Source organism: Klebsiella sp. JB_Kp042 (assembly GCF_040065275.1).
Lineage (GTDB): Bacteria > Pseudomonadota > Gammaproteobacteria > Enterobacterales > Enterobacteriaceae > Klebsiella > Klebsiella quasipneumoniae.
Window position 1 is genome coordinate 1 of record NZ_JBEAJL010000026.1, and the last position, 19,377, is coordinate 19,377.

18 protein-coding genes and 1 pseudogene are annotated in these 19,377 nt (G+C 60.6%); 9 read left to right on the plus strand and 10 right to left on the minus strand.

Annotated features, from left to right (window positions below; all coding sequences use genetic code 11):
- Positions 1–204 precede the first annotated feature (204 nt).
- The 3 genes from ABLV54_RS08185 to ABLV54_RS08195 all read right to left on the minus strand — a co-directional run bounded on the left by ABLV54_RS08185 (position 205) and on the right by ABLV54_RS08195 (position 3,261).
- A complete protein-coding gene (locus tag ABLV54_RS08185) occupies positions 205–1,158 on the minus strand; it encodes an aldo/keto reductase (protein WP_050533033.1) in 954 nt (317 codons plus the stop codon).
- A gap of 128 nt (positions 1,159–1,286) precedes the next feature.
- A complete protein-coding gene (locus ABLV54_RS08190) occupies positions 1,287–2,063 on the minus strand; it encodes a lysine/arginine/ornithine ABC transporter substrate-binding protein (protein WP_050533034.1) in 777 nt (258 codons plus the stop codon).
- Between the two features lie 19 nt (positions 2,064–2,082).
- Complete coding sequence (locus ABLV54_RS08195) at positions 2,083–3,261, minus strand: M20 aminoacylase family protein (protein WP_023288703.1); 1,179 nt, start codon at positions 3,259–3,261, stop codon at positions 2,083–2,085.
- 234 nt (positions 3,262–3,495) lie between these two features.
- Between ABLV54_RS08195 and ABLV54_RS08200 the strand changes: the two genes are divergently transcribed.
- On the plus strand, positions 3,496–4,083 hold the full coding sequence (locus tag ABLV54_RS08200; RefSeq protein ID WP_050533035.1) for a YSC84-related protein: 588 nt from the start codon (positions 3,496–3,498) through the stop codon (positions 4,081–4,083).
- 60 nt (positions 4,084–4,143) lie between these two features.
- Here the strand turns inward: ABLV54_RS08200 and ABLV54_RS08205 are convergent, their stop codons facing one another.
- Both ABLV54_RS08205 and ABLV54_RS08210 read right to left on the minus strand, forming a co-directional pair.
- Entirely contained in the window at positions 4,144–4,599 is a 456-nt protein-coding gene (locus ABLV54_RS08205) for an RcnB family protein (protein WP_023288701.1), read from the minus strand.
- A gap of 178 nt (positions 4,600–4,777) precedes the next feature.
- Complete coding sequence (locus ABLV54_RS08210) at positions 4,778–5,167, minus strand: hypothetical protein (RefSeq protein ID WP_023288700.1); 390 nt, start codon at positions 5,165–5,167, stop codon at positions 4,778–4,780.
- Positions 5,168–5,436: 269 nt separating this feature from the next.
- Between ABLV54_RS08210 and ABLV54_RS08215 the strand changes: the two genes are divergently transcribed.
- From ABLV54_RS08215 to ABLV54_RS08225, 3 genes are read left to right on the plus strand one after another with little or no spacing between them, the layout of a single operon-like run.
- Complete coding sequence (locus ABLV54_RS08215) at positions 5,437–6,555, plus strand: ABC transporter substrate-binding protein (RefSeq protein ID WP_050533036.1); 1,119 nt, start codon at positions 5,437–5,439, stop codon at positions 6,553–6,555.
- Positions 6,556–6,615: 60 nt separating this feature from the next.
- Positions 6,616–7,644 (plus strand): iron ABC transporter permease, encoded by a 1,029-nt coding sequence (locus tag ABLV54_RS08220; RefSeq protein WP_248861056.1) that lies wholly within the window; start codon positions 6,616–6,618, stop codon positions 7,642–7,644.
- Positions 7,641–8,438, plus strand: a complete 798-nt coding sequence (locus tag ABLV54_RS08225) for an ABC transporter ATP-binding protein (RefSeq protein WP_050533037.1) — start codon at positions 7,641–7,643, stop codon at positions 8,436–8,438. Before ABLV54_RS08220 ends, ABLV54_RS08225 begins: the two co-directional genes overlap by 4 nt.
- 41 nt (positions 8,439–8,479) lie before the next feature.
- Here the strand turns inward: ABLV54_RS08225 and ABLV54_RS08230 are convergent, their stop codons facing one another.
- From ABLV54_RS08230 to ABLV54_RS08240, 3 genes are all read right to left on the minus strand, one after another.
- Positions 8,480–9,622 carry an HlyD family secretion protein gene (locus ABLV54_RS08230; protein ID WP_023288696.1) on the minus strand — a complete coding sequence of 381 codons (1,143 nt, stop codon included), beginning with the start codon at positions 9,620–9,622 and terminating at the stop codon, positions 8,480–8,482.
- Positions 9,622–9,966, minus strand: a complete 345-nt coding sequence (locus tag ABLV54_RS08235) for a DUF3302 domain-containing protein (RefSeq protein ID WP_044521392.1) — start codon at positions 9,964–9,966, stop codon at positions 9,622–9,624. Before ABLV54_RS08235 ends, ABLV54_RS08230 begins: the two co-directional genes overlap by 1 nt.
- Positions 9,967–10,103: 137 nt before the next feature.
- Positions 10,104–10,745: a Crp/Fnr family transcriptional regulator gene (locus ABLV54_RS08240; protein WP_072096480.1), complete on the minus strand. Its 642-nt coding sequence runs from the start codon at positions 10,743–10,745 to the stop codon at positions 10,104–10,106.
- Positions 10,746–10,982: 237 nt separating this feature from the next.
- On the opposite strand from ABLV54_RS08240, the gene ABLV54_RS08245 reads away from it, so the two are divergent.
- From ABLV54_RS08245 to ABLV54_RS08265, 5 genes are all read left to right on the plus strand, one after another.
- Entirely contained in the window at positions 10,983–11,906 is a 924-nt protein-coding gene (locus ABLV54_RS08245; protein ID WP_050533039.1) for an aminoimidazole riboside kinase, read from the plus strand.
- A 164-nt stretch (positions 11,907–12,070) separates the two neighbouring features.
- Entirely contained in the window at positions 12,071–13,588 is a 1,518-nt protein-coding gene (locus ABLV54_RS08250) for a carbohydrate porin (protein WP_023288692.1), read from the plus strand.
- A 104-nt stretch (positions 13,589–13,692) separates the two neighbouring features.
- Positions 13,693–15,063, plus strand: a complete 1,371-nt coding sequence (locus ABLV54_RS08255; protein WP_023288691.1) for a sucrose-specific PTS transporter subunit IIBC — start codon at positions 13,693–13,695, stop codon at positions 15,061–15,063.
- Positions 15,063–16,463 (plus strand): sucrose-6-phosphate hydrolase, encoded by a 1,401-nt coding sequence (locus tag ABLV54_RS08260; RefSeq protein WP_044521387.1) that lies wholly within the window; start codon positions 15,063–15,065, stop codon positions 16,461–16,463. Before ABLV54_RS08255 ends, ABLV54_RS08260 begins: the two co-directional genes overlap by 1 nt.
- A gap of 23 nt (positions 16,464–16,486) precedes the next feature.
- Positions 16,487–17,497, plus strand: a complete 1,011-nt coding sequence (locus ABLV54_RS08265; protein WP_017898803.1) for a LacI family DNA-binding transcriptional regulator — start codon at positions 16,487–16,489, stop codon at positions 17,495–17,497.
- Positions 17,498–17,544: 47 nt separating this feature from the next.
- On the opposite strand, the pseudogene ABLV54_RS08270 reads toward ABLV54_RS08265, so the two are convergent.
- Positions 17,545–18,154, minus strand: a pseudogene (locus ABLV54_RS08270) (hypothetical protein).
- Positions 18,155–18,339: 185 nt separating this feature from the next.
- On the minus strand, positions 18,340–19,362 hold the full coding sequence (locus tag ABLV54_RS08275) for an ABC transporter permease (RefSeq protein ID WP_164481539.1): 1,023 nt from the start codon (positions 19,360–19,362) through the stop codon (positions 18,340–18,342).
- Positions 19,363–19,377: the final 15 nt, after the last annotated feature.

Below are 19,377 nucleotides of genomic sequence, written 5' to 3' on the forward strand. Positions count from 1 at the left end.
CTCTCACAGGCTGACACATCGTAGGCCCGGTAAGCGCAGCGCCACCGGGCGATGATAGCGGGCACGGAGCCGTTTTATGCCCGGTGGCGCTGACAGCGGGCACAGAGCCGTTTTATGCCGGGTGCCGGCTGGCGCCTGACCCGGCCTGCGGCCCGCGCCATTTATAGCCCTTCCACCCGCTCCCCGCCGGGAAGAGGGCGTGACTCAGGCGCTGGCGCTGTCCAGCCGCGCCACCTGCTCCGCGCTCAGGCTCAGCGCCGCCGCGCGGGCAAAACTTTCCACCTGGGCCACGCTGGTGGCGCTGGCGATCGGCGCGGTCACCCCTTCGCGGCCGATCAGCCACGCCAGGGCCACTTCCGCCGGCTTCGCCCCCAGCTCCTCCGCAACCGCCACCAGGGTATCGATAATCCGCATCCCGCGCGGATTCAGGTACTTACCAATCCCCCCTCCGCGCTGACTCTGCGCCAGATCCGACGGCTGACGGTACTTACCGGTTAAGAACCCCGAGGCCAGGCTGTAGTAGGTCACCACCCCGATATCACGGCTGACGCAGAGATCGCACAGCGCGCCTTCAAAGGCGGAGCGGTGGTAGAGGTTATATTCCGGCTGCAGCACCTGCCAGGCAGGCAAGCCGCCCTTGCGCGCCACCTCCAGCGCCCCCGCCAGCTGCATCGCATCGAGGTTAGAGGCCCCCATCGCGCGAATTTTCCCCGCCTGCTGCAGGCTGTGGAAAGCCTCCAGCGTTTCCGCTACCGGAGTTTGCGGATCCGGCCAGTGGGAAAAGTAGAGGTCGATGTAGTCGGTATTAAGGCGGCGCAGGGAGTCGTCTACCGCCTGCTGGATCCAGGCTTTGCTGAGTCCCTTATGGCCAGGAAGGCCGAGATCGGAGCCGACTTTAGTGAAGATTTTGACCTTATCGCGCATGCCGGGACGCGCCTGCAGCCAGCGGCCGATAATGGTTTCGGATTCGCCGCCCTGGTTGCCCTCCGCCCAGCGGGAATAAACATCCGCCGTGTCGATAGCGTCAAAACCATGGTCAACAAAAGCATCAAGAAGGGCAAAACTGGTTTTTTCATCAATGGTCCAGCCAAAGACGTTACCGCCAAACACTAACGGGGCGATGGAAAATCCGGTTTTGCCCAAGGGACGTGTCATCATGCCGAGTACTCCTTAGCTTATATTCTGCTTCCCTCAGGTAACCACAGGGGTCAGGAGAGGAGGTCGATTGGATAATCAGAAAAGGAATCTTACGGCGGGCGATCCTTGCCCGCGGGTACACTCAGACATTATGTCCCGGAATAAACATCAAAGCTAAAATATTTGCTGGCTAATTTTTTATAGGTGCCGTCGGCAAGGATCTTCGCAATCGCGCCGTTTATTTCCTGACGCAGCGCCTCATCGTCTTTACGCAAGCCGATCGCCGCCCCGGCGCCAAACAGCTTATCATCCTGCAGATGGCCGCCGACAAAGGTGAATGCCTTACCCTGCGGCTGCTGCAGGAAGCTGTAGTCGGCCATCATCCCGGAAAGCACCGCGCCGTCGATGCGCCCGGACTCCAGATCGCGCACCACGCTATCGGCCCCCTGGTAGGCCACAATGTTGATCCCCTGCGGACGCCAGTGCTGATTGACGTAAGTCTCCTGCGCCGAACCCTGCTCGACGCCGATGGTTTTGCCCTTCAGCTGCGCCGGCGTATTGCCTTGCAGGGTATTTTTACGCGCCACGAGGAACACCGGCCCGTTATACAGCTTGTCGCTAAAGGCAATCTGCGCTTTACGCTTCTCGGTCATGTACATCCCGGAAAGGATGGCGTCGAATTTCCGCGCCTTCAGCGCCGGGATAATGCCGTCGAAATTGCTTTCCACCCACACGCATTTCGCCTGCAGCTGCTGGCAAATGGCGTTGCCTAGATCGATATCAAACCCCGCCAGCTTGCCCTGCGGATCCTTCCATTCAAACGGCGCGAAGGTCGGGTCGACGCCGAAGCGGATCGCCTTTCCCCCTTCGGCCAGCGCCGACGTCGACGCCATTAACGCCAGCCATAGCAACAGTGATTTTTTCATTCCAGTTCTTCTCCAGAGGTTAACGGCAGTGCTTTTCCACCAGGCGGGCGAACAGCGTCGCGCCGGTGGTGATAATGTCATCGTTGAAGTCGTAGCCGGGGTTATGCACCATGCAGCCGCCCTTCTCCCCCTGCTCGCCGTTGCCCAGCAGGAAGTAGCAGCCCGGACGTTCGCGCAGCATAAAGGCGAAGTCCTCGCTGGCGTTCATCGGCGAGACCGACTCCAGCACCCCCTCGCGACCAAACACCTCCAGCGCCAGCGCCCGGGCGAAATCAGTCTCTTCGGGGCTGTTGGTTAATACCGGGTAGGAGTCGTAAACCTCTACTGCGCTGCTGGCGCCATAGCTTTTGGCGGTAAATTCGCTGAGCTCGTGAATACGTTTGATCAGCAGGTCGCGGATTTCCGGCTTCATCGCCCGCACGCTGAGCTCCATCACCACGCTCTCCGGAATAACGTTGGAGGCGATACCGGCCTGGAAGGTGCCGACGCTGACCACCGCCGTTTCGCCCGGCGGCACGTTGCGCGCCACGATGCTCTGCAGAGCCATCACCAGCGCCGCGCCGGCGACGATCGGGTCGACGGTGCGCTCCGGATGGGCGCCGTGGCCGCCGTAGCCGGTAAGGGTGATTTTGACGGTGTCCGCCGAGGCCATAAAGTTGCCAGCGTAGAAGCCCAGCTTGCCCACCGGCAGCCCCGGCATGTTGTGCAGACCGAAAATGCGTTCGCAGGGGAACTGCTCAAACAGGCCGTCTTTAATCATTAAATCGGCGCCGCCGATAGCCTCTTCCGCCGGCTGAAAAATCAGATGCACCGTGCCGTTGAACTGACAGGCCGGCGAGGCGATATATTTCGCCGCCGCCAGCAGAATGGTGGTATGACCGTCATGACCGCAGGCGTGCATTTTCCCCGACACCGTGCTGGCCCAGGGTAAACCAGTGGTTTCATGAATCGGCAGAGCGTCCATATCGGCGCGCAGGCCGATGGTGCGCGGCGAGTCGCCTTTGCTCAGGCTGCCGACCACCCCGGTCTTGCCGAGGCCGCGCGTCACCTGGTAGCCCCACTCGGTCAGCTTGCCGGCAACCAGTTCGCTGGTATTAAACTCTTCCAGACTTAATTCCGGATTGGCATGTAAATAATGACGCAGAGAAATCATTTCCGCTTCCGTCGCTTTAATTTCTGGAATTACATAATCACTCATGCCGCTCTCCGGGGAAATATCGTAAGGACTTAACACGGTATCGTGGTGAAAACTTTATGCAAGCAGGATTTCTAATACCGGCGATGGCGGCATCTTATTTAATAATGCGCTCACAACAGTGTAATAAGCATTAAAAACGGCGAAGTTTAAAAATAAACGTTTATTTTATGGAGAATTAACCATTATTTACCCTACCATCCCCGGCCATATTCAGATTTAAATAAAAAGATTTCGATGAAATTACAGACGCTTTTCCTCGTCGCCATGACCGCGCTGGCGGGCTGCAGCGCGCAGGGCGATACCGCCAGCCAGCAGCGGGCCAGCATTCAGAAGATGCGCAACGAAACCCTCAATAAACTTTACACCCTGCAGCCCGAGGCCCGCAGCGATATTCAGCATGCGAAGGGTTATGCGGTATTCGCCAATAACAGCAGCAAGATCCTGCTGTTCGGATTTGGCAGCGGCTACGGCGTGGTGCGGGATAAGGCCTCCGGGAAGGACACCTATATGAAAATGGCCCAGGGCGGCGCCGGTCTGGGAATAGGGATCAAGCAGCAGCGCACGGTGCTGGTCTTCCATGATAAAGCGGCCCTGGATCACTTTATCCGCCAGGGATATATGGTCGGCGCCGATGCGAACGCCGCGGCGAAATATGATGACAAAGGCATCGCGCCGATCGCCGCCTCCGCGAACGGCGTAGCGAAGGACACCTCCTCGCTGCCGTCGAAAGTGAACGTCTATGAAATCACCGACAAGGGGCTGGCCGCCCAGGCGATGGTCAATGGCTATAAATACTGGCCGGATGACGAACTGAACCCGTAGCCCCGGCGGTGATCCATCGCCGGGTCAGGTGTTCCCTGCCCGGCGTTGGGAAACGCGCATTTAGTGGCCGAGGGCGCCGCTCACCAGAATCGAGGTGATGATCCCGGTCGCCGCGGCGATCAGCACATAGTTACCGTCGATATAGGACCAGTGATGGCCCTCCGGCGGGGGCGGCAGGCCGCGGTCGCTCCAGTCACGGACGCGATACTCATCGCCACGGAACGGCGCCGGAGCCGGGTGGCCTTTGCGGAAATCGTTACCGCGCCAGGCGAAATGGTCCTGCTCATGACGTGCCTGATCGCGTTTGTCATGACCGTCACGATCCGGGCCACGCTGGTCATGGTCACCCTGATGATGCGCGTCAGGTCCGCCCTGCGGCGCATGCCCATTATGATCCGGACCGTTCTGCCACACCGTTGGCTGCCCCGGGCGATGGCCGTCGTTCGGGCCATCGGCAAAGGCCGGGACGCTCAGCACAGTGGATAACATTACCGCCAGAGAAATCATCTTTTTCATCGTACACCTCCTGATTGAAGTTCTTTGTAACGGGAAAATGTGAAGAAAGAGTGAGTATCCGCTTAACCAGGACGATTCCTGGCACCTGGGGTTTCTGCTGTCGGGGAAGGCATTATGGGGGAGGACGAGCAATAAAAAAGGCCGCTCTCGCGACCTTTATTCAGACTACTATCAGGACTTACTCAGTCACTTTATTTTTTAACTCTTCAGCGCCGGATTTGGTTTTATCCCAGCCCTTTTCTGCGCCGGATTTGGTGGCGTTCCAGCCTTTTTCGCTGACCTCTTTGGTCTTATCCCAACCTTTCTCAGTCCCTTCTTTGGTCTTGTTCCAGGTCTTCTGCGCGCCTTCGCTCACCTGGCTGCCGACGCTATCCTGTTTGCCTTCGGCCGCATGTTTCGCCTTCAGCTGCTGCTCTTCGCCCTCGTGCTGGGCCTGGTGCAGCTTCTCTTTGGCGGTGTTGGCGTTGGCATTGGCCGCCGCGACGGTATCATCTGTTGCATGTGTTGTCGCAGCAAAAACCGGAGCCGCAACCAGAATAGCCGATAACGCAATCATTGCTTTTTTCATAATATCCTCTCTCACATGTCATGTTATGAGTCGCATTCAGGATGGCACAGCGAACCGGGGATGACATTAGGAATTAGCCTGAAAAACGTTTTCGACCTCCAATCATGGCAGAAAATGCTGCCGCCGCGCGCCCTGTCGGCGTTCACATAATTTCCAACACGTTTGTTACATTTCGTGAAATTTGCCCTTGATATACTTGCCGTTGAGGTTTACTCGAGAATAATTCTCAGAATCATTATATTTATAAATTGGCAAACGGAACTCCTTTTATGGCAAGAAAATCAGTAAGATCGCTGTTGCTTACTGCGCTGATCGCGACGCCCTTCCTCAGCTATGCGACCCAATATCCGCTGACGGTTACCGACCTTGACGGCCGGCAGGTCACCCTGGTCAAAGAGCCGCAGCGTATTATTTTGCAGGATGGTCGCGACATTATGACCCTCGCCCTGCTGGACCGGGACAATCCGTTTAAGCGGCTGGTGGCATGGAATAATCTGGCGAAAAAGCAGGATGTTGCCACCTGGCAGATGCTGAAAACGGCGTGGCCGCAGTCGGCTACGATTCTGGACATGGGCTTCAGCGACAAGGGGAACGTCGATCTTGAAAGCGTCATCGCCCGCCAGCCGGATCTGATGATCGCCCAGCTGCGCGCCAGGCCTGCGCTGATGGAGAGCGGGGTCATTGACAAGCTTAGCGCCCTGCACGTTCCGGTGCTGTTTGTCGACTATGAGATCGACCCGGCGAAAGATACCGCTCCCAGCATCGACCTGCTGGGCAAAGTGCTTAACCGCGAGAGCCAGGCCAAAGCCTTTACCGATTACTATCGCCATCAGCTGCAGACGATTCGTCAGAAAACCGCAGCCATCACGCCGAAGGCCAACGTCTTCGTGGAAGCGCTGGCCGGCAACAGCGACGCCTGCTGCTTTACTCACGGCCACAGCGGCTGGGGCGGGCTGGTGGAGGCGGTCGGGGCGAACAATATCGGTTCGCAGCTGCTGCCGGGCGCCTCCGGGTTCGTCTCGCTGGAGAAAATCATCAGCATGAAGCCCGACGCCTGGATCATGACCGGCTCGAAGCGTGGCAACAGCCAGGTGCTGCCCCTGGGCTATGAAGTCAAGCCGGAGGCGGTGAAGACCCAGGCGCAGACGCTGCTGGCGCGGCCAGGGGTCAGCCAGATCCCGGCGGTCCAGGAAAAGCGGGCCTATGGCGTCTATCACCACTTCTATAACCACCCGTGGAATATTGTCGGCATGGAGTATCTGGCGAAAGATATCTATCCGCAGGCCTTCCGCGATCTCAACCCGGATGAGACTTATCATTATATCGTGCGCCATTTCACCGACCTGCCGGACCAGCCGTTCGTCTTTTCCTGGCAGCAGAGCGAGTAATCCGGCATGCGTTTAACTTCCGACTCCGTTCTGGACGGGCTGCCCGCCGGGACGCCTGGCGTGATGGATCATTATCGCCATATCGTGCGTCGCCGCCTGCTGCTGATGCTGCTGCTGGCGCTGTTGATTGTCGCTTCGCTGCTGCTCGATTTTATGCTCGGCCCCTCCGGACTGCCGCTGCAGAGCCTGTGGCAGACGTTAACCGATCCGGCCAGCGCCGATCCGGGCACTCGCGCCATCGTCTGGGACATCCGGCTGCCCTATGCGGTGATGGCGATTATCGTCGGTCTGGCGCTGGGACTGGCCGGTGCCGAAATGCAGACCATCCTCAATAACCCGCTGGCCAGTCCGTTTACCCTCGGCGTCTCCTCGGCTGCGGCGTTTGGCGCCGCGCTGGCGATTGTACTGGGTATTGGCCTGCCCGGTATTCCCGGCCAGTGGTTTATCTCGGCCAACGCCTTTATCTTCGCCCTGCTGGCGGCCCTGCTGCTGGACGGCATTACCCGCTGGACCCAGGTGGCCACCTCTGGCGTCATTCTGTTCGGCATCGCGCTGGTCTTTACCTTTAACGCCCTGGTCTCGATGCTGCAGTTTATCGCCAATGAAGACACGCTGCAGGGGCTGGTGTTCTGGACCATGGGCAGCATCGACCGCACCTCCTGGAGCAAAGTCGCCATCCTGCTGGTCGCCCTGGCGCTGGTAATGCCCCTGTCGCTGCGCAGCGCGTGGAAGCTGACCGCCCTGCGGCTGGGCGAGGACCGGGCCATCAGCTTTGGCATTAACGTTCGCCGTCTGCGCCTGGCCACACTGCTGCGGATCAGCATTTTGTCGGCGCTTTCGGTGGCCTTTGTCGGGCCAATCGGCTTTATCGGCCTGGTGGCGCCGCATATTGCGCGGATGCTCTTCGGTGAAGACCATCGCTTTTACCTGCCCGCCAGCGCGCTGATCGGCGCCCTGGTGCTCTCCCTGGCCTCCATCGCCTCGAAGAACCTGATCCCGGGGGCCATTATTCCGGTAGGGATCGTCACTTCCCTGGTAGGGGTCCCGTTCTTTTTAAGCATTATTTTACGTCACCGGGGGCAGGTATGAGCGACCAGACGTTATCCGGGCTGTCGCTGTCTCACTTCAGCGCCGGCTACCCCAGACGCAAGGTGATCGAGAACCTGACGGTTCCCCATCTGCCGCGGGGGAAAATCACCGCGCTGCTGGGGCCAAACGGCAGCGGTAAATCGACGTTAATGCGGGCGATGGCGGGTCTGGGACCCTGCCGCGGCGATCTGCTGCTGGAGGGGGAAAATCTGCTGACGCAGCCCTTCGCACGTCGCGCGGAACAGGTGGTCTATCTTCCGCAGACGCTGCCCGCCGGCGTGCATCTGCATGTGCTGGAGTCGATTATCGTGGCCCAGCGCGCCGCCGGAGGACGCCACAGTCCGCAGCACCAGGAGGAGGTGATGGCGCTGCTGCGCCAGCTGGGAATTGCCCATCTGGCGATGAGCTACCTCGATCAGCTCTCCGGCGGGCAAAAACAGCTGGTGGGTCTCGCCCAGTCGCTGATTCGCCAGCCGCGCCTGCTACTGCTCGACGAACCGCTCAGCGCGCTTGATCTCAACTATCAATTTCACGTGATGGATCTGGTGCGCCGGGAGACCCGGCGGCGCAACATCGTGACCCTGGTGGTGGTGCACGATATCAATATTGCCCTGCGTCACGCCGACCATGTGCTGATGCTCAAAGCGGGCCAGCTGCTCGGCGACGGCCCCCCGGCCGCGGTCATCACCCCCGAGACCCTGGCGGCCGTCTACGGCGTGCGCGGTCGTATTGAGCCCTGTTCGCAGGGGGTGCGGCAGGTGATTATTGACGGGCTGGTGGACAGCGAGGCCTGACCGCGGCGCGGGGAGGATACGGCCTCCCCGCGCCCGCCGGCTTAGTGATCGAGATAGATATAGTTTTCCCAGCTCTTCATGCGGATCAAGATCTTCCGGATCAGCGACAGCTCTTTCAGGTGATCCGAGTAGACCGCCGCCTCGAGGGTGGCCCCCTGCGGCAGGGCGTATTCGGCAAATCGCGGATCGGTCACCTTCAGCACCACCAGCGCCCGGCCATGGGTATTGAGCGCGTCCGTGGTCAGCAGTTTGCCCTGGCCCTGAAACTGACTCTCGCCAATCGCCGGCAGCACGTCGGCCACTTCCCCGCGGAAGACGGTGCCCGGAATGGCCGGAAACATCAGCTCCGCGGGCTCGCCTTTGTGCAGACGCTGCAGGGCGTTCTGGCGAAATGCCGCGACATACTCCCGCGAGGCGTCGCCCTCCACCGGCACAAAGGTCATCACCGGCAGCATCCCCAGGGCGGTGGACATGGTGCCTGGCCGTAAGCCGACGGTGCTGACATAGCCGTCTTCCGGGGCGCGGACGACGGTGTTATCCAGCTGAAACTGCGCCTTCTGCAACTGCGCCAGCAGGGAGGCCACGGTGGTATTTTTGCCCTTCACCACCGAGTCCAGCGCGTTACGCGCCTGAACCACGTTCGCCTGAGCCGCGCTGACGCTGGCTTCATCGGCTTTCCACGTCTGCAGACGGGTATCGACCATTTGATCGGAGAAGGCGCCCTGGGCATGCCCCTCCCGAAAACGGGCATACTCCCGCCGCGACTGGTCGCGCTGGGCCACCGCTCTGCTCAGCTCGGCCTCCGCCTGGCTTAACGCGGCGTTGAGGGAGAGCGCATCCTGACTGGCCGCTTTAATTTGCGCCTGCAGATCGTCCACCTTTGCCTGGAACGGCGTCGGGTCGAGAGTAAACAGCACATCGCCCTTATGCAGCCTCTGGTTAGGCTTCACCGGTACGGTCTGCACCCGACCGCGCACCTGCGACACAATCGGCACGGTGCGAAACACCTGATTACCGACGTCGGTATAGGGGAAGTTGTAGTTCATCCCGAAGATCACCGCGCCAATCAGGGCGATACCGCCGAGCACCGCCGTCGGCACGGTCCACTTATTGAGCGGAATGCGGAAAACTTTAAACACCACGATGCATAGCGCGGCGTAGGTCAGCAACATTAACGTTTCCATTATTCTGCCTCCTTCGCTTTAAGTTCCTCGACCTCGCGCTGCACCTGCTCCAGTCGCTGAGCGACCGTCTCCAGACGCTGATGCAGGGCCTGCTGATCGTCGGCGATGCGGCGCATTCCCCATCCGCGGTCTTCGCGCCATAGCGTCGCCCAGATCCACAACAAGGGCCACAGGGCGTGCAGGGTAAATAAGCTGACCCAGCCGGCATAATGAATCGCATCCTGATGAGGATGGCGCCGCTCTTTGGCGATTTCATAAGGAATATCGTGAATAACAATCACGCCATAAAAAAGTATTAAGGCCACGGCGATGAGAATGGCCAGCGCCACATAGTCCAGGGTCATAAAATAACTCCAGAGTGAAAGGTTAAATAAATAAAACGGCCAGGTTCAGGCGTAACGGGGCCGGGGGAAAACGCGCGCGTAGCGCTTTCCTCGGGCGGGTTTTAGCGACGTTATGTCGGGGAGCCGACGAACCTGAATCAGAATTTCTCAGGAATATGACGGTCGATGGAAATCAGTTTGCCTTTTTTCACCGTGATATATCCCCCCTCGCGCAGGGCGGCCAGCACCTGATAAACATAGCTGCGCGAAAGATTGGTTCGTTTAATAATAAATGCCGACAGGCTTTCATGCTGACCACCATCGATTCCTCCACGATATAAATAGCGCGACAGCATTGATTTAATGGTCTGAAAGCTAGTCTGGCTGCCGCGTTCATAATGGGCATCAAGGGCAAATATGCCCATATAGGCCAGGATCGTGGTCAGCTCTTGCATATAGCCCGGCGACGAATGAAAGAATATCCGTTCAAAATCGCTGGCGGATATTTTCGCCAGCTGGCATTCGCCCAGACACCGATAATAGAGCGCCACCGACGGACAATAATGTTCAAGCAGCCCTAACGGCATATGCGCGATAACAATCCCGATCAGGTTCTGCTCATCACCAAAGGCCAGCGTCATTTGCCCCTGCAGCAAAAAATAGAGATAGCCCGGCTGCGGCAGAAATGGCTGGTCTTTACTCAGGCTCAGAGTTTCACTACAGGCGATGACCGCCGGCAGGTGCGTGGTCAGCGACAGCTTCTGGTACCGATCGTAAATATCGCCAAAACTGGGGTTCATCGCGCTACGCACTCCTTCACCTTTTATCACCGCGGCGGGGTTAACCGCGGCCTGTGGAACTATACCTAAGCGGGTCAGGAAGGAAAAGTCCAGATCTGGAGTGGCGAAATATTCCGCCTCGCTCACATTTTTTACCCTCGCCCCGCCCTTTCGTCTACCAATCGTTCCGCTTGCCGCCAGGCTGTGCTTTAATTAGCTAAACCGGTTTAACAAAGTTTAGCTAAGAGGAGCTGTCCTATGAATGGTAAAATCTGGGTACTCGGCGATGCGGTCGTCGATCTCCTGCCCGACGGAGAGGGCCGCCTGCTGCAATGCCCCGGCGGCGCGCCGGCCAACGTCGCGGTCGGCGTGGCGCGGCTCGGCGGCGACAGCGGGTTTATCGGCCGCGTCGGCGACGATCCGTTCGGTCGCTTTATGCGCCACACCCTGGCGCAGGAGCAGGTCGATGTGGATTTTATGCGCCTCGACGCGACGCAGCGCACCTCCACGGTGGTGGTCGATCTCGATCGGCACGGGGAGCGCACCTTTACCTTTATGGTTCGCCCGAGCGCCGACCTGTTTCTTGCGCCTGAGGATCTTCCGCCGTTCGCCGCCGGCCAGTGGCTGCACGTCTGCTCTATCGCCCTCAGCGCGGAACCGAGCCGCAGCACGGCATTCGCGGCGATGGAGGCGATAAAGCGCGCCGGGGGCTATGTCAGCTTCGACCCCAATATCCGCAGCGACCTGTGGCAGGATCCGCAGGAGCTGCGCGACTGTCTCGACCGGGCGCTGGCCCTCGCCGACGCCATAAAACTGTCGGAAGAGGAGCTGGCTTTTATCAGCGGCAGCGACGACATCGTCAGCGGCATCGCCCGGTTGAACGCTCGCTTCCAGCCGACGCTGCTGCTGGTCACCCAGGGCAAAGCGGGAGTCCAGGCCGCGCTGCGCGGGCAGGTTAGCCACTTCCCCGCCCGCCCGGTAGTGGCCGTCGATACCACCGGCGCCGGCGATGCCTTTGTCGCCGGGCTGCTCGCCGGGCTCGCCGCCCACGGCATCCCTGACAACCTCGCCGCCCTGGCGCCGGACCTCGCGCTGGCGCAAACCTGCGGCGCGCTGGCCACCACCGCCAAAGGCGCCATGACCGCCCTGCCCTACAGGGAGGATCTTCAGCGCTCGCTGTGATCCCGTTGGGCCGGCTAGCGGCCCACTTTGCTGGCGACATCACAATTCTTAAACCGGTTTAGCAATTTTTATTTTCACTGCGTTACCGACATGTTTACCATATCAACTAAACCGGTTTAGCAAACGTTAGCACACTCACTGATTTACCTTTGGATGTCACCAACATGTATAAAAAACGGAAGTTAGCCATTCTTATTGCTTTGCTAACCGGCGCCGCCGCCGCCCATGGGCAGACAGACCTGAACAGCATTGAAGCGCGTCTCGCCGCCCTGGAAAAACGTCTGCAGGATGCCGAGACCCGCGCCAGTACCGCCGAAAGCCGCGCCGCCTCAGCGGAGCAGAAAGTTCAGCAGCTAACCCAGCAGCAGCAGCAAACCCAGGCCACCACCCAGCAGGTGGCCAAGCGCACCACCCAACTGGAAGAAAAAGCCGAACGGCCCGGCGGCTTTGAGTTCCACGGCTACGCCCGCTCCGGGGTGATCATGAACGACTCCGCCGCCAGCACGAAATCCGGGGCCTATATGACCCCCGCCGGGGAGACCGGCGGCGCCATTGGTCGTCTTGGCAACCAGGCCGACACCTATGTGGAAATGAACCTCGAACATAAGCAGACCCTGGACAACGGGGCGACCACCCGTTTCAAAGTGATGGTGGCCGACGGGCAAACTACCTATAACGACTGGACGGCGAGCAGCAGCGACCTGAACGTGCGCCAGGCGTTCGTCGAGCTGGGCAACCTGCCGACCTTCGAGGGTCCGTTCAAAGGCTCGACCCTGTGGGCCGGGAAACGCTTTGACCGCGACAACTTCGACATCCACTGGGTTGACTCGGATGTGGTGTTCCTCGCCGGGACCGGCGGCGGGATCTACGACGTGAAGTGGAACGACAGCCTGCGCAGCAACTTCTCGTTATATGGCCGCAACTTTGGCGATATCGCCGACAGCAGCAACAGCGTGCAGAACTATATCGTCAGCATGAATAACTTTGCCGGCCCGGTGCAGATGATGGTCAGCGGGATGCGGGCGAAAGATAATGACGACCGCCAGGACGCGAACGGCAATCTGGTGAAAGGCGATGCCGCTAACACCGGGGTTCATGCCCTGCTGGGTCTGCACAATGAGAGCTTCTATGGTCTGCGCGACGGGACCAGCAAAACGGCCCTGCTGTACGGCCACGGACTGGGCGCCGAGGTTAAAGGCATCGGCTCCGACGGCGCGCTGCGTCCTGGGGCCAATACCTGGCGTTTCGCCAGCTACGGCACCACGCCGCTGAGCGATCGCTGGTTTATTGCCCCGGCCGTGCTGGCGCAGAGCAGTAAAGACCGCTATGTCGATGGCGACAGCTATCAGTGGGCCACTCTCAACCTGCGTCTGATTCAGGAGGTCACGCAGAACTTCGCCCTCGCCTGGGAGGGCACCTATCAGTACATGGATCTGCAGCCTGAAGGCTACAACGATCGCCATGCGGTCAACGGCAGCTTCTACAAGCTGACCTTCGCCCCGACCTTCAAGGTCGGCAGCATCGGCGACTTCTTCTCGCGTCCGGAGATCCGCTTCTACACCTCGTGGATGGACTGGAGCAAAAAGCTGGATAACTACGCCAACGACGACGCGTTAGGCAGCAACGGATTCAAATCGGGCGGCGAATGGTCGTTCGGTATGCAAATGGAGACCTGGTTCTGACGTGAACCCGGACGACAGGGTAAGTCACACATAAATATAAGGTTCGCGGTGCCTGCCACGGCCGGCGCCGCCCACGCCATATCATCATGCATTCAGAGGGTACTATGGATTTTGAACAGATTTCCCGCTCACTGCTTCCCCTGCTGGGCGGCAAGGAAAATATCGCCAGCGCCGCGCACTGCGCCACCCGCCTGCGGCTGGTGCTGGTCGACGACGCGCTCGCCGACCAGCAGGCGATTGGCAAAATCGACGGCGTGAAAGGCTGCTTTCGCAATGCCGGCCAGATGCAGATCATCTTCGGCACCGGGGTGGTCAATAAAGTCTATGCCGCCTTTATCCAGGCGGCGGGCATCAGCGAATCGAGCAAATCCGAAGCCGCCGACCTGGCGGCGAAAAAGCTGAACCCGTTCCAGCGCATCGCCCGCCTGCTGTCCAACATCTTCGTGCCGATTATTCCGGCCATCGTCGCCTCCGGCCTGCTGATGGGCCTGCTGGGGATGGTGAAAACCTACGGCTGGGTCGACCCGGGCAACGCTATCTATATCATGCTGGATATGTGCAGCTCGGCGGCGTTTATCATTCTGCCGATCCTGATCGGCTTTACCGCCGCCCGCGAATTTGGCGGTAACCCTTATCTGGGCGCGACCCTCGGCGGGATCCTTACCCACCCGGCGTTGACCAACGCCTGGGGCGTCGCCGCCGGCTTCCACACCATGAATTTCTTCGGCATCGAAGTGGCGATGATCGGCTATCAGGGCACGGTCTTCCCGGTGCTGCTGGCGGTGTGGTTTATGAGCCTTGTCGAGAAACGGCTGCGCCGCATTATCCCTGACGCGCTGGATCTGATCCTCACGCCGTTCCTGACGGTGATTATCTCCGGCTTTATCGCCCTGCTGCTGATCGGCCCGGCCGGCCGCGCGCTCGGCGACGGCATTTCGTTTATCCTCAGCACGCTTATCAGCCATGCCGGCTGGCTGGCGGGCCTGCTGTTTGGCGGCCTCTATTCGGTGATCGTCATTACCGGTATCCATCACAGCTTCCATGCCATCGAGGCGGGCCTGCTCGGCAATCCGTCGATCGGCGTCAACTTCCTGCTGCCGATCTGGGCCATGGCCAACGTCGCCCAGGGCGGCGCCTGCTTTGCGGTGTGGTTTAAAACCAAAGATGCCAAAATCAAAGCTATCACCCTGCCGTCGGCGTTTTCGGCGATGCTGGGGATCACCGAGGCGGCAATCTTCGGGATTAACCTGCGCTTTGTGAAACCGTTCATCGCCGCGCTGGTGGGCGGTGCCGCCGGCGGCGCCTGGGTGGTGTCGATGCACGTCTACATGACCGCGGTGGGCCTGACGGCGATCCCGGGAATGGCCATCGTGCAGGCCAGCTCGCTGCTGAACTACATTATCGGGATGGCGATCGCCTTCGCCGTGGCCTTCACGCTCTCTCTGACGCTGAAATACAAAACGGACGCTGAATAATGTCATTACCGTCACGCCTGCCTGCGATCCTGCAGGCCGTTATGCAGGGCCAGCCGCAGGCGCTGGCCGACAGCCATTACCCGCAATGGCATCTGGCGCCGGTCAGCGGACTGCTGAACGATCCCAACGGCTTTTGCCAGGTCGCCGGGCGTTACCACCTGTTTTATCAGTGGAACCCGCTCGCCTGCGACCACACCTACAAGTGCTGGGGACACTGGAGCTCAGCCGATCTGCTGCACTGGCGGCATGAACCTATCGCCCTGATGCCGGATGAAGAGTATGACCGCAACGGCTGCTACTCCGGCAGCGCGGTCGAGTTCGAGGGCGCCCTGACCCTGTGCTATACCGGCAACGTGAAATTCCCCGACGGCGGGCGCACCGCCTGGCAATGTCTGGCGACGGAAAATGCCGATGGCACCTTCCGCAAGCTGGGGCCGGTGCTGCCGCTGCCGGAAGGCTATACCGGCCATGTGCGCGACCCTAAGGTGTGGCGACAGGACGGGCGCTGGTACATGGTCCTCGGGGCGCAGGATGTGCAACAGCGCGGCAAAGTGCTGCTGTTTACCGCCAGCGACCTGCGGGATTGGCGCCTGGTGGGCGAGATAGCCGGGCATGACGTTAACGGCCTGGCGAACGGCGGCTACATGTGGGAGTGCCCGGACCTGTTTCCGCTGGCGGACACCCACCTGCTGATCTGCTGCCCGCAGGGGCTGGCCCGCGAAGCGCAGCGCTTTCTCAATACCTATCCGGCGGTGTGGATGGCAGGCCGTTTCGACGCCGAACGCGGCGCCTTCGACCATGGTCCGCTGCACGAGCTGGACAGCGGATTTGAGTTCTACGCGCCGCAAACCATGCTGGCCGAGGATGGCCGCCGCCTGCTGGTCGGCTGGATGGGCGTCCCGGACGGGGAAGAGATGCATCAACCCACCCGCGCGCAGGGGTGGATCCACCAGATGACCTGCGTGCGCGAGCTGGAGTGGCAGGCGGGCACCCTGTATCAGCGCCCGCTGCGCGAGCTGGCCGCCCTGCGCGGCGAAGCCGAGGGCTGGCGCGGACAGACCCTGCCCCTCGCCCCGATGGAGCTGGCCTTTGACATCGCCCCCAACAGCACGCTGGGGCTGGATTTTGCCGGCGCCCTGCAGCTCACCGTCAACCGCGACGGCCTGCGTCTGTCGCGCCGCGGGCTGCAGACGGCGGAGATGCATCACCGCTACTGGCGCGGCGAGGCGCGGCGCCTGCAGATCTTTATCGACCGCTCCAGCGTGGAGATTTTCATCAACGATGGCGAAGGGGTGATGAGCAGCCGCTTCTTCCCGGGCTATCCGGGGCAGTTAATCTTCAGCGGTGCGACGCCGGTGGCATTCTGCCGCTGGCTGCTGCGGCCATGCATGGTAGAATAACCGTTTTGCTTTCAGGCTCCCGGGTGCTGATGAAAACCAAACGCGTAACTATCAAAGATATCGCCGAACTGGCGGGCGTCTCCAAAGCGACCGCCAGTCTGGTGCTTAACGGTCGTGGCAAAGAGCTGCGCGTGGCGCAGGAGACGCGCGAGCGCGTGCTGGCGATCGCCCGCGAGCAGCACTATCAACCCAGCATTCACGCGCGCTCGCTGCGCGATAACCGCAGCCATACCATTGGTCTGGTGGTGCCGGAAATCACCAACTACGGGTTTGCCGTTTTCTCCCATGAGCTTGAGACGCTCTGCCGGGAAGCCGGCGTGCAGCTGCTTATCTCCTGCACCGACGAAAACCCCGGCCAGGAGAGCGTGGTGGTCAATAACATGATTGCCCGCCAGGTCGACGGCCTGATCGTCGCCTCGTGCATGCACAGCGATGCCGACTACCTGAAGCTCAGCGAACAGCTGCCGGTGGTGCTGTTTGACCGCTCCCCCAGCGACAGCGCCCTGCCGCTGGTGATGACCGACTCGGTCACCCCAACGGCCGAGCTGATCTCCCGCATCGCCCCTCAGCATGCGGACGAATTCTGGTTTCTCGGCGGCCAGCCGCGGCTATCGCCATCGCGCGACCGGCTGGCGGGATTCACCCAGGGCCTGGCTCAGGCGGGGGTCACGCTGCGTCCCGAGTGGGTGATCAACGGCAACTATCACCCCAGCTCCGGCTATGAGATGTTCGCCGCGCTCTGCGCGCGGCTGGGCCGGCCGCCGAAAGCGCTGTTCACCGCGGCCTGCGGCCTGCTCGAAGGGGTCCTGCGCTATATGAGCCAGCACCATCTGCTGGACTCCAATATTCATCTCGCCAGCTTCGACGATCACTATCTGTACGATTCACTTTCCCTGCGCATTGATACCGTGCAACAGGATAATCGCCAGCTGGCCTGGCACTGCTACGATCTGCTCAGCCAGCTGATCGACGGCCAGGCGCCGGAGCCGCTCCAGCGCTATCTGCCCGCCACCCTGCAGTTTCGCCATGCCTGACGGCGCCGTCGGCAATTAGCGTTTTCGCCGCCCGCGCGCCGCCCGCCTCACCGCCAGCAGCGTGCCGGCGAGCACCGCGCCGAGGCCCATCGTGACCGGCCAACGGTAAGCCATCAGCAGCGAGGGCAATCCGCCGTCCGGCGCCAGCATCACGAGATTCCAGCCCGCCAGGCCCGCATTGCCGTTCAGCGCCCGGCTTAACATCCGCTGATGCGGGGCGAAGGGCTGAATGGTCTGGTAATGGCTGCCGAACAGCGGCGGCTGCATCTCCCTGGGAAATTGCGCCTGAACCTGGGCCAGCACGCTGGCCGGCAGCGCATGCGATGCCGCCAGCAGATGCCCGTCGCTATTTACCAGCAGCAGCTGATAATGTCGCTGACGGGCCAGGGCATAGAGATCCGCGCGCATCACCGCCAGCGGCCAGGTGGCTTCCCGCTGCCGCGCCGGCGTGTTCATCCGCCGTTCGAGGCGTGACGCCACCCACTGCGCATCCTTCTCCAGCTGCCGGGTATACATTTCGCGGCAAACCTCTCTGGCCAGAAAATGCCCGCCCCGGCCGATGATCAGGATCGCCAGGCCAACGAGCAGCGTGACGATCACGCCCCTTCTTCCCGGTCGCCAGACCGGCGAGGATTTGCCTATGGATGGTGTATTCATACGACTCCAGAAACAAGGGGGCAAGGCGTGGCCCCCTGGCGAATGGACAACAAAAGTCGCGAAACTGTACAGGATGCGCAGCGCGGGAAAAATAGACAGCCGGCGCCAGGCGGGGAGTATTTTGTTTATTTCTGGACAGGACTGGCGGCAACGACGCGCTTCGCCGTTGCCGCCAGTTGATAAGATTAGTGTTTTTTCCGGTTACGGCGCATGTCGATGGTCACCGCCGCGACGATAATGATCCCTTTAATAATATCCTGCACGTAGGCATCGACGCCGACAAAGGTAAATCCGCTCTTGATCAGGCCAAGGATCATCGCGCCAATCAGGGTGCCGGTAATGCGCCCCACCCCGCCCATTAAGCTGCTGCCGCCGATCACCGCTGCGGCAATCGCGTCCAGCTCGTAGGACATCCCCATGCTGGACTGACCGCTGCTGACGCGCGCCGCCAGCACCACCCCCGCCAGCCCGGAGAGCGCCCCGGCGATGGTGTAGACAATCACCAGGTACTTATTCACGTTGATGCCGGACACTTTGGCCGAGGTCATGTTGCCGCCGATGGCATACACATATTTGCCATACCGGGTATGCTTCAGCGCAATGTGAAACACCGCGGCGATCACGAAGAAGATGATCACCGGCATCGCCCCCTGGCCTATCGCCGTAAAGCTGTCGGAGAGGAAGCTTATCGGGTTGCCCTGAGTGTAATACTGCGCCAGACCGCGCGCCGAGACCATCATCCCGAGGGTGGCGATAAACGGCGGGATACCGGTTCGCGTCACCAGGAAACCGTTGGTCAGCCCGCACAGCAGGCCGACGCCGATCCCCGCGCAAATCGGGATCACCGCCGGCAGGTTGACCAGCGACGGGAACATCGGCGACAGGCTGTCGGAGGTTTGCGCCAGGCTCGCCGCCACCACCGCCGCGAGGGCGATAACCGAGCCGGAGGAGAGGTCAATCCCGGTGGTGATGATCACCTGGGTGACGCCGACGGCGATGATGCCGATGATCGCCACCTGCAGCACAATCAGCACCAGGCGGTTGGTATTGAGCAGGAACGACTGGTCGCGAACATACCAGCCGGCGATTTCAAATGTCAGGGCAATCACCAGCATCACCACAAAGATGCCGGTATCTTTCGGCATTTTATGCCGCAAATTAGCGAAGAAGGAGGAACCCTCGCTGGCCGGAGCCGCCGTTAATTTCATATTACTCATTCTCTG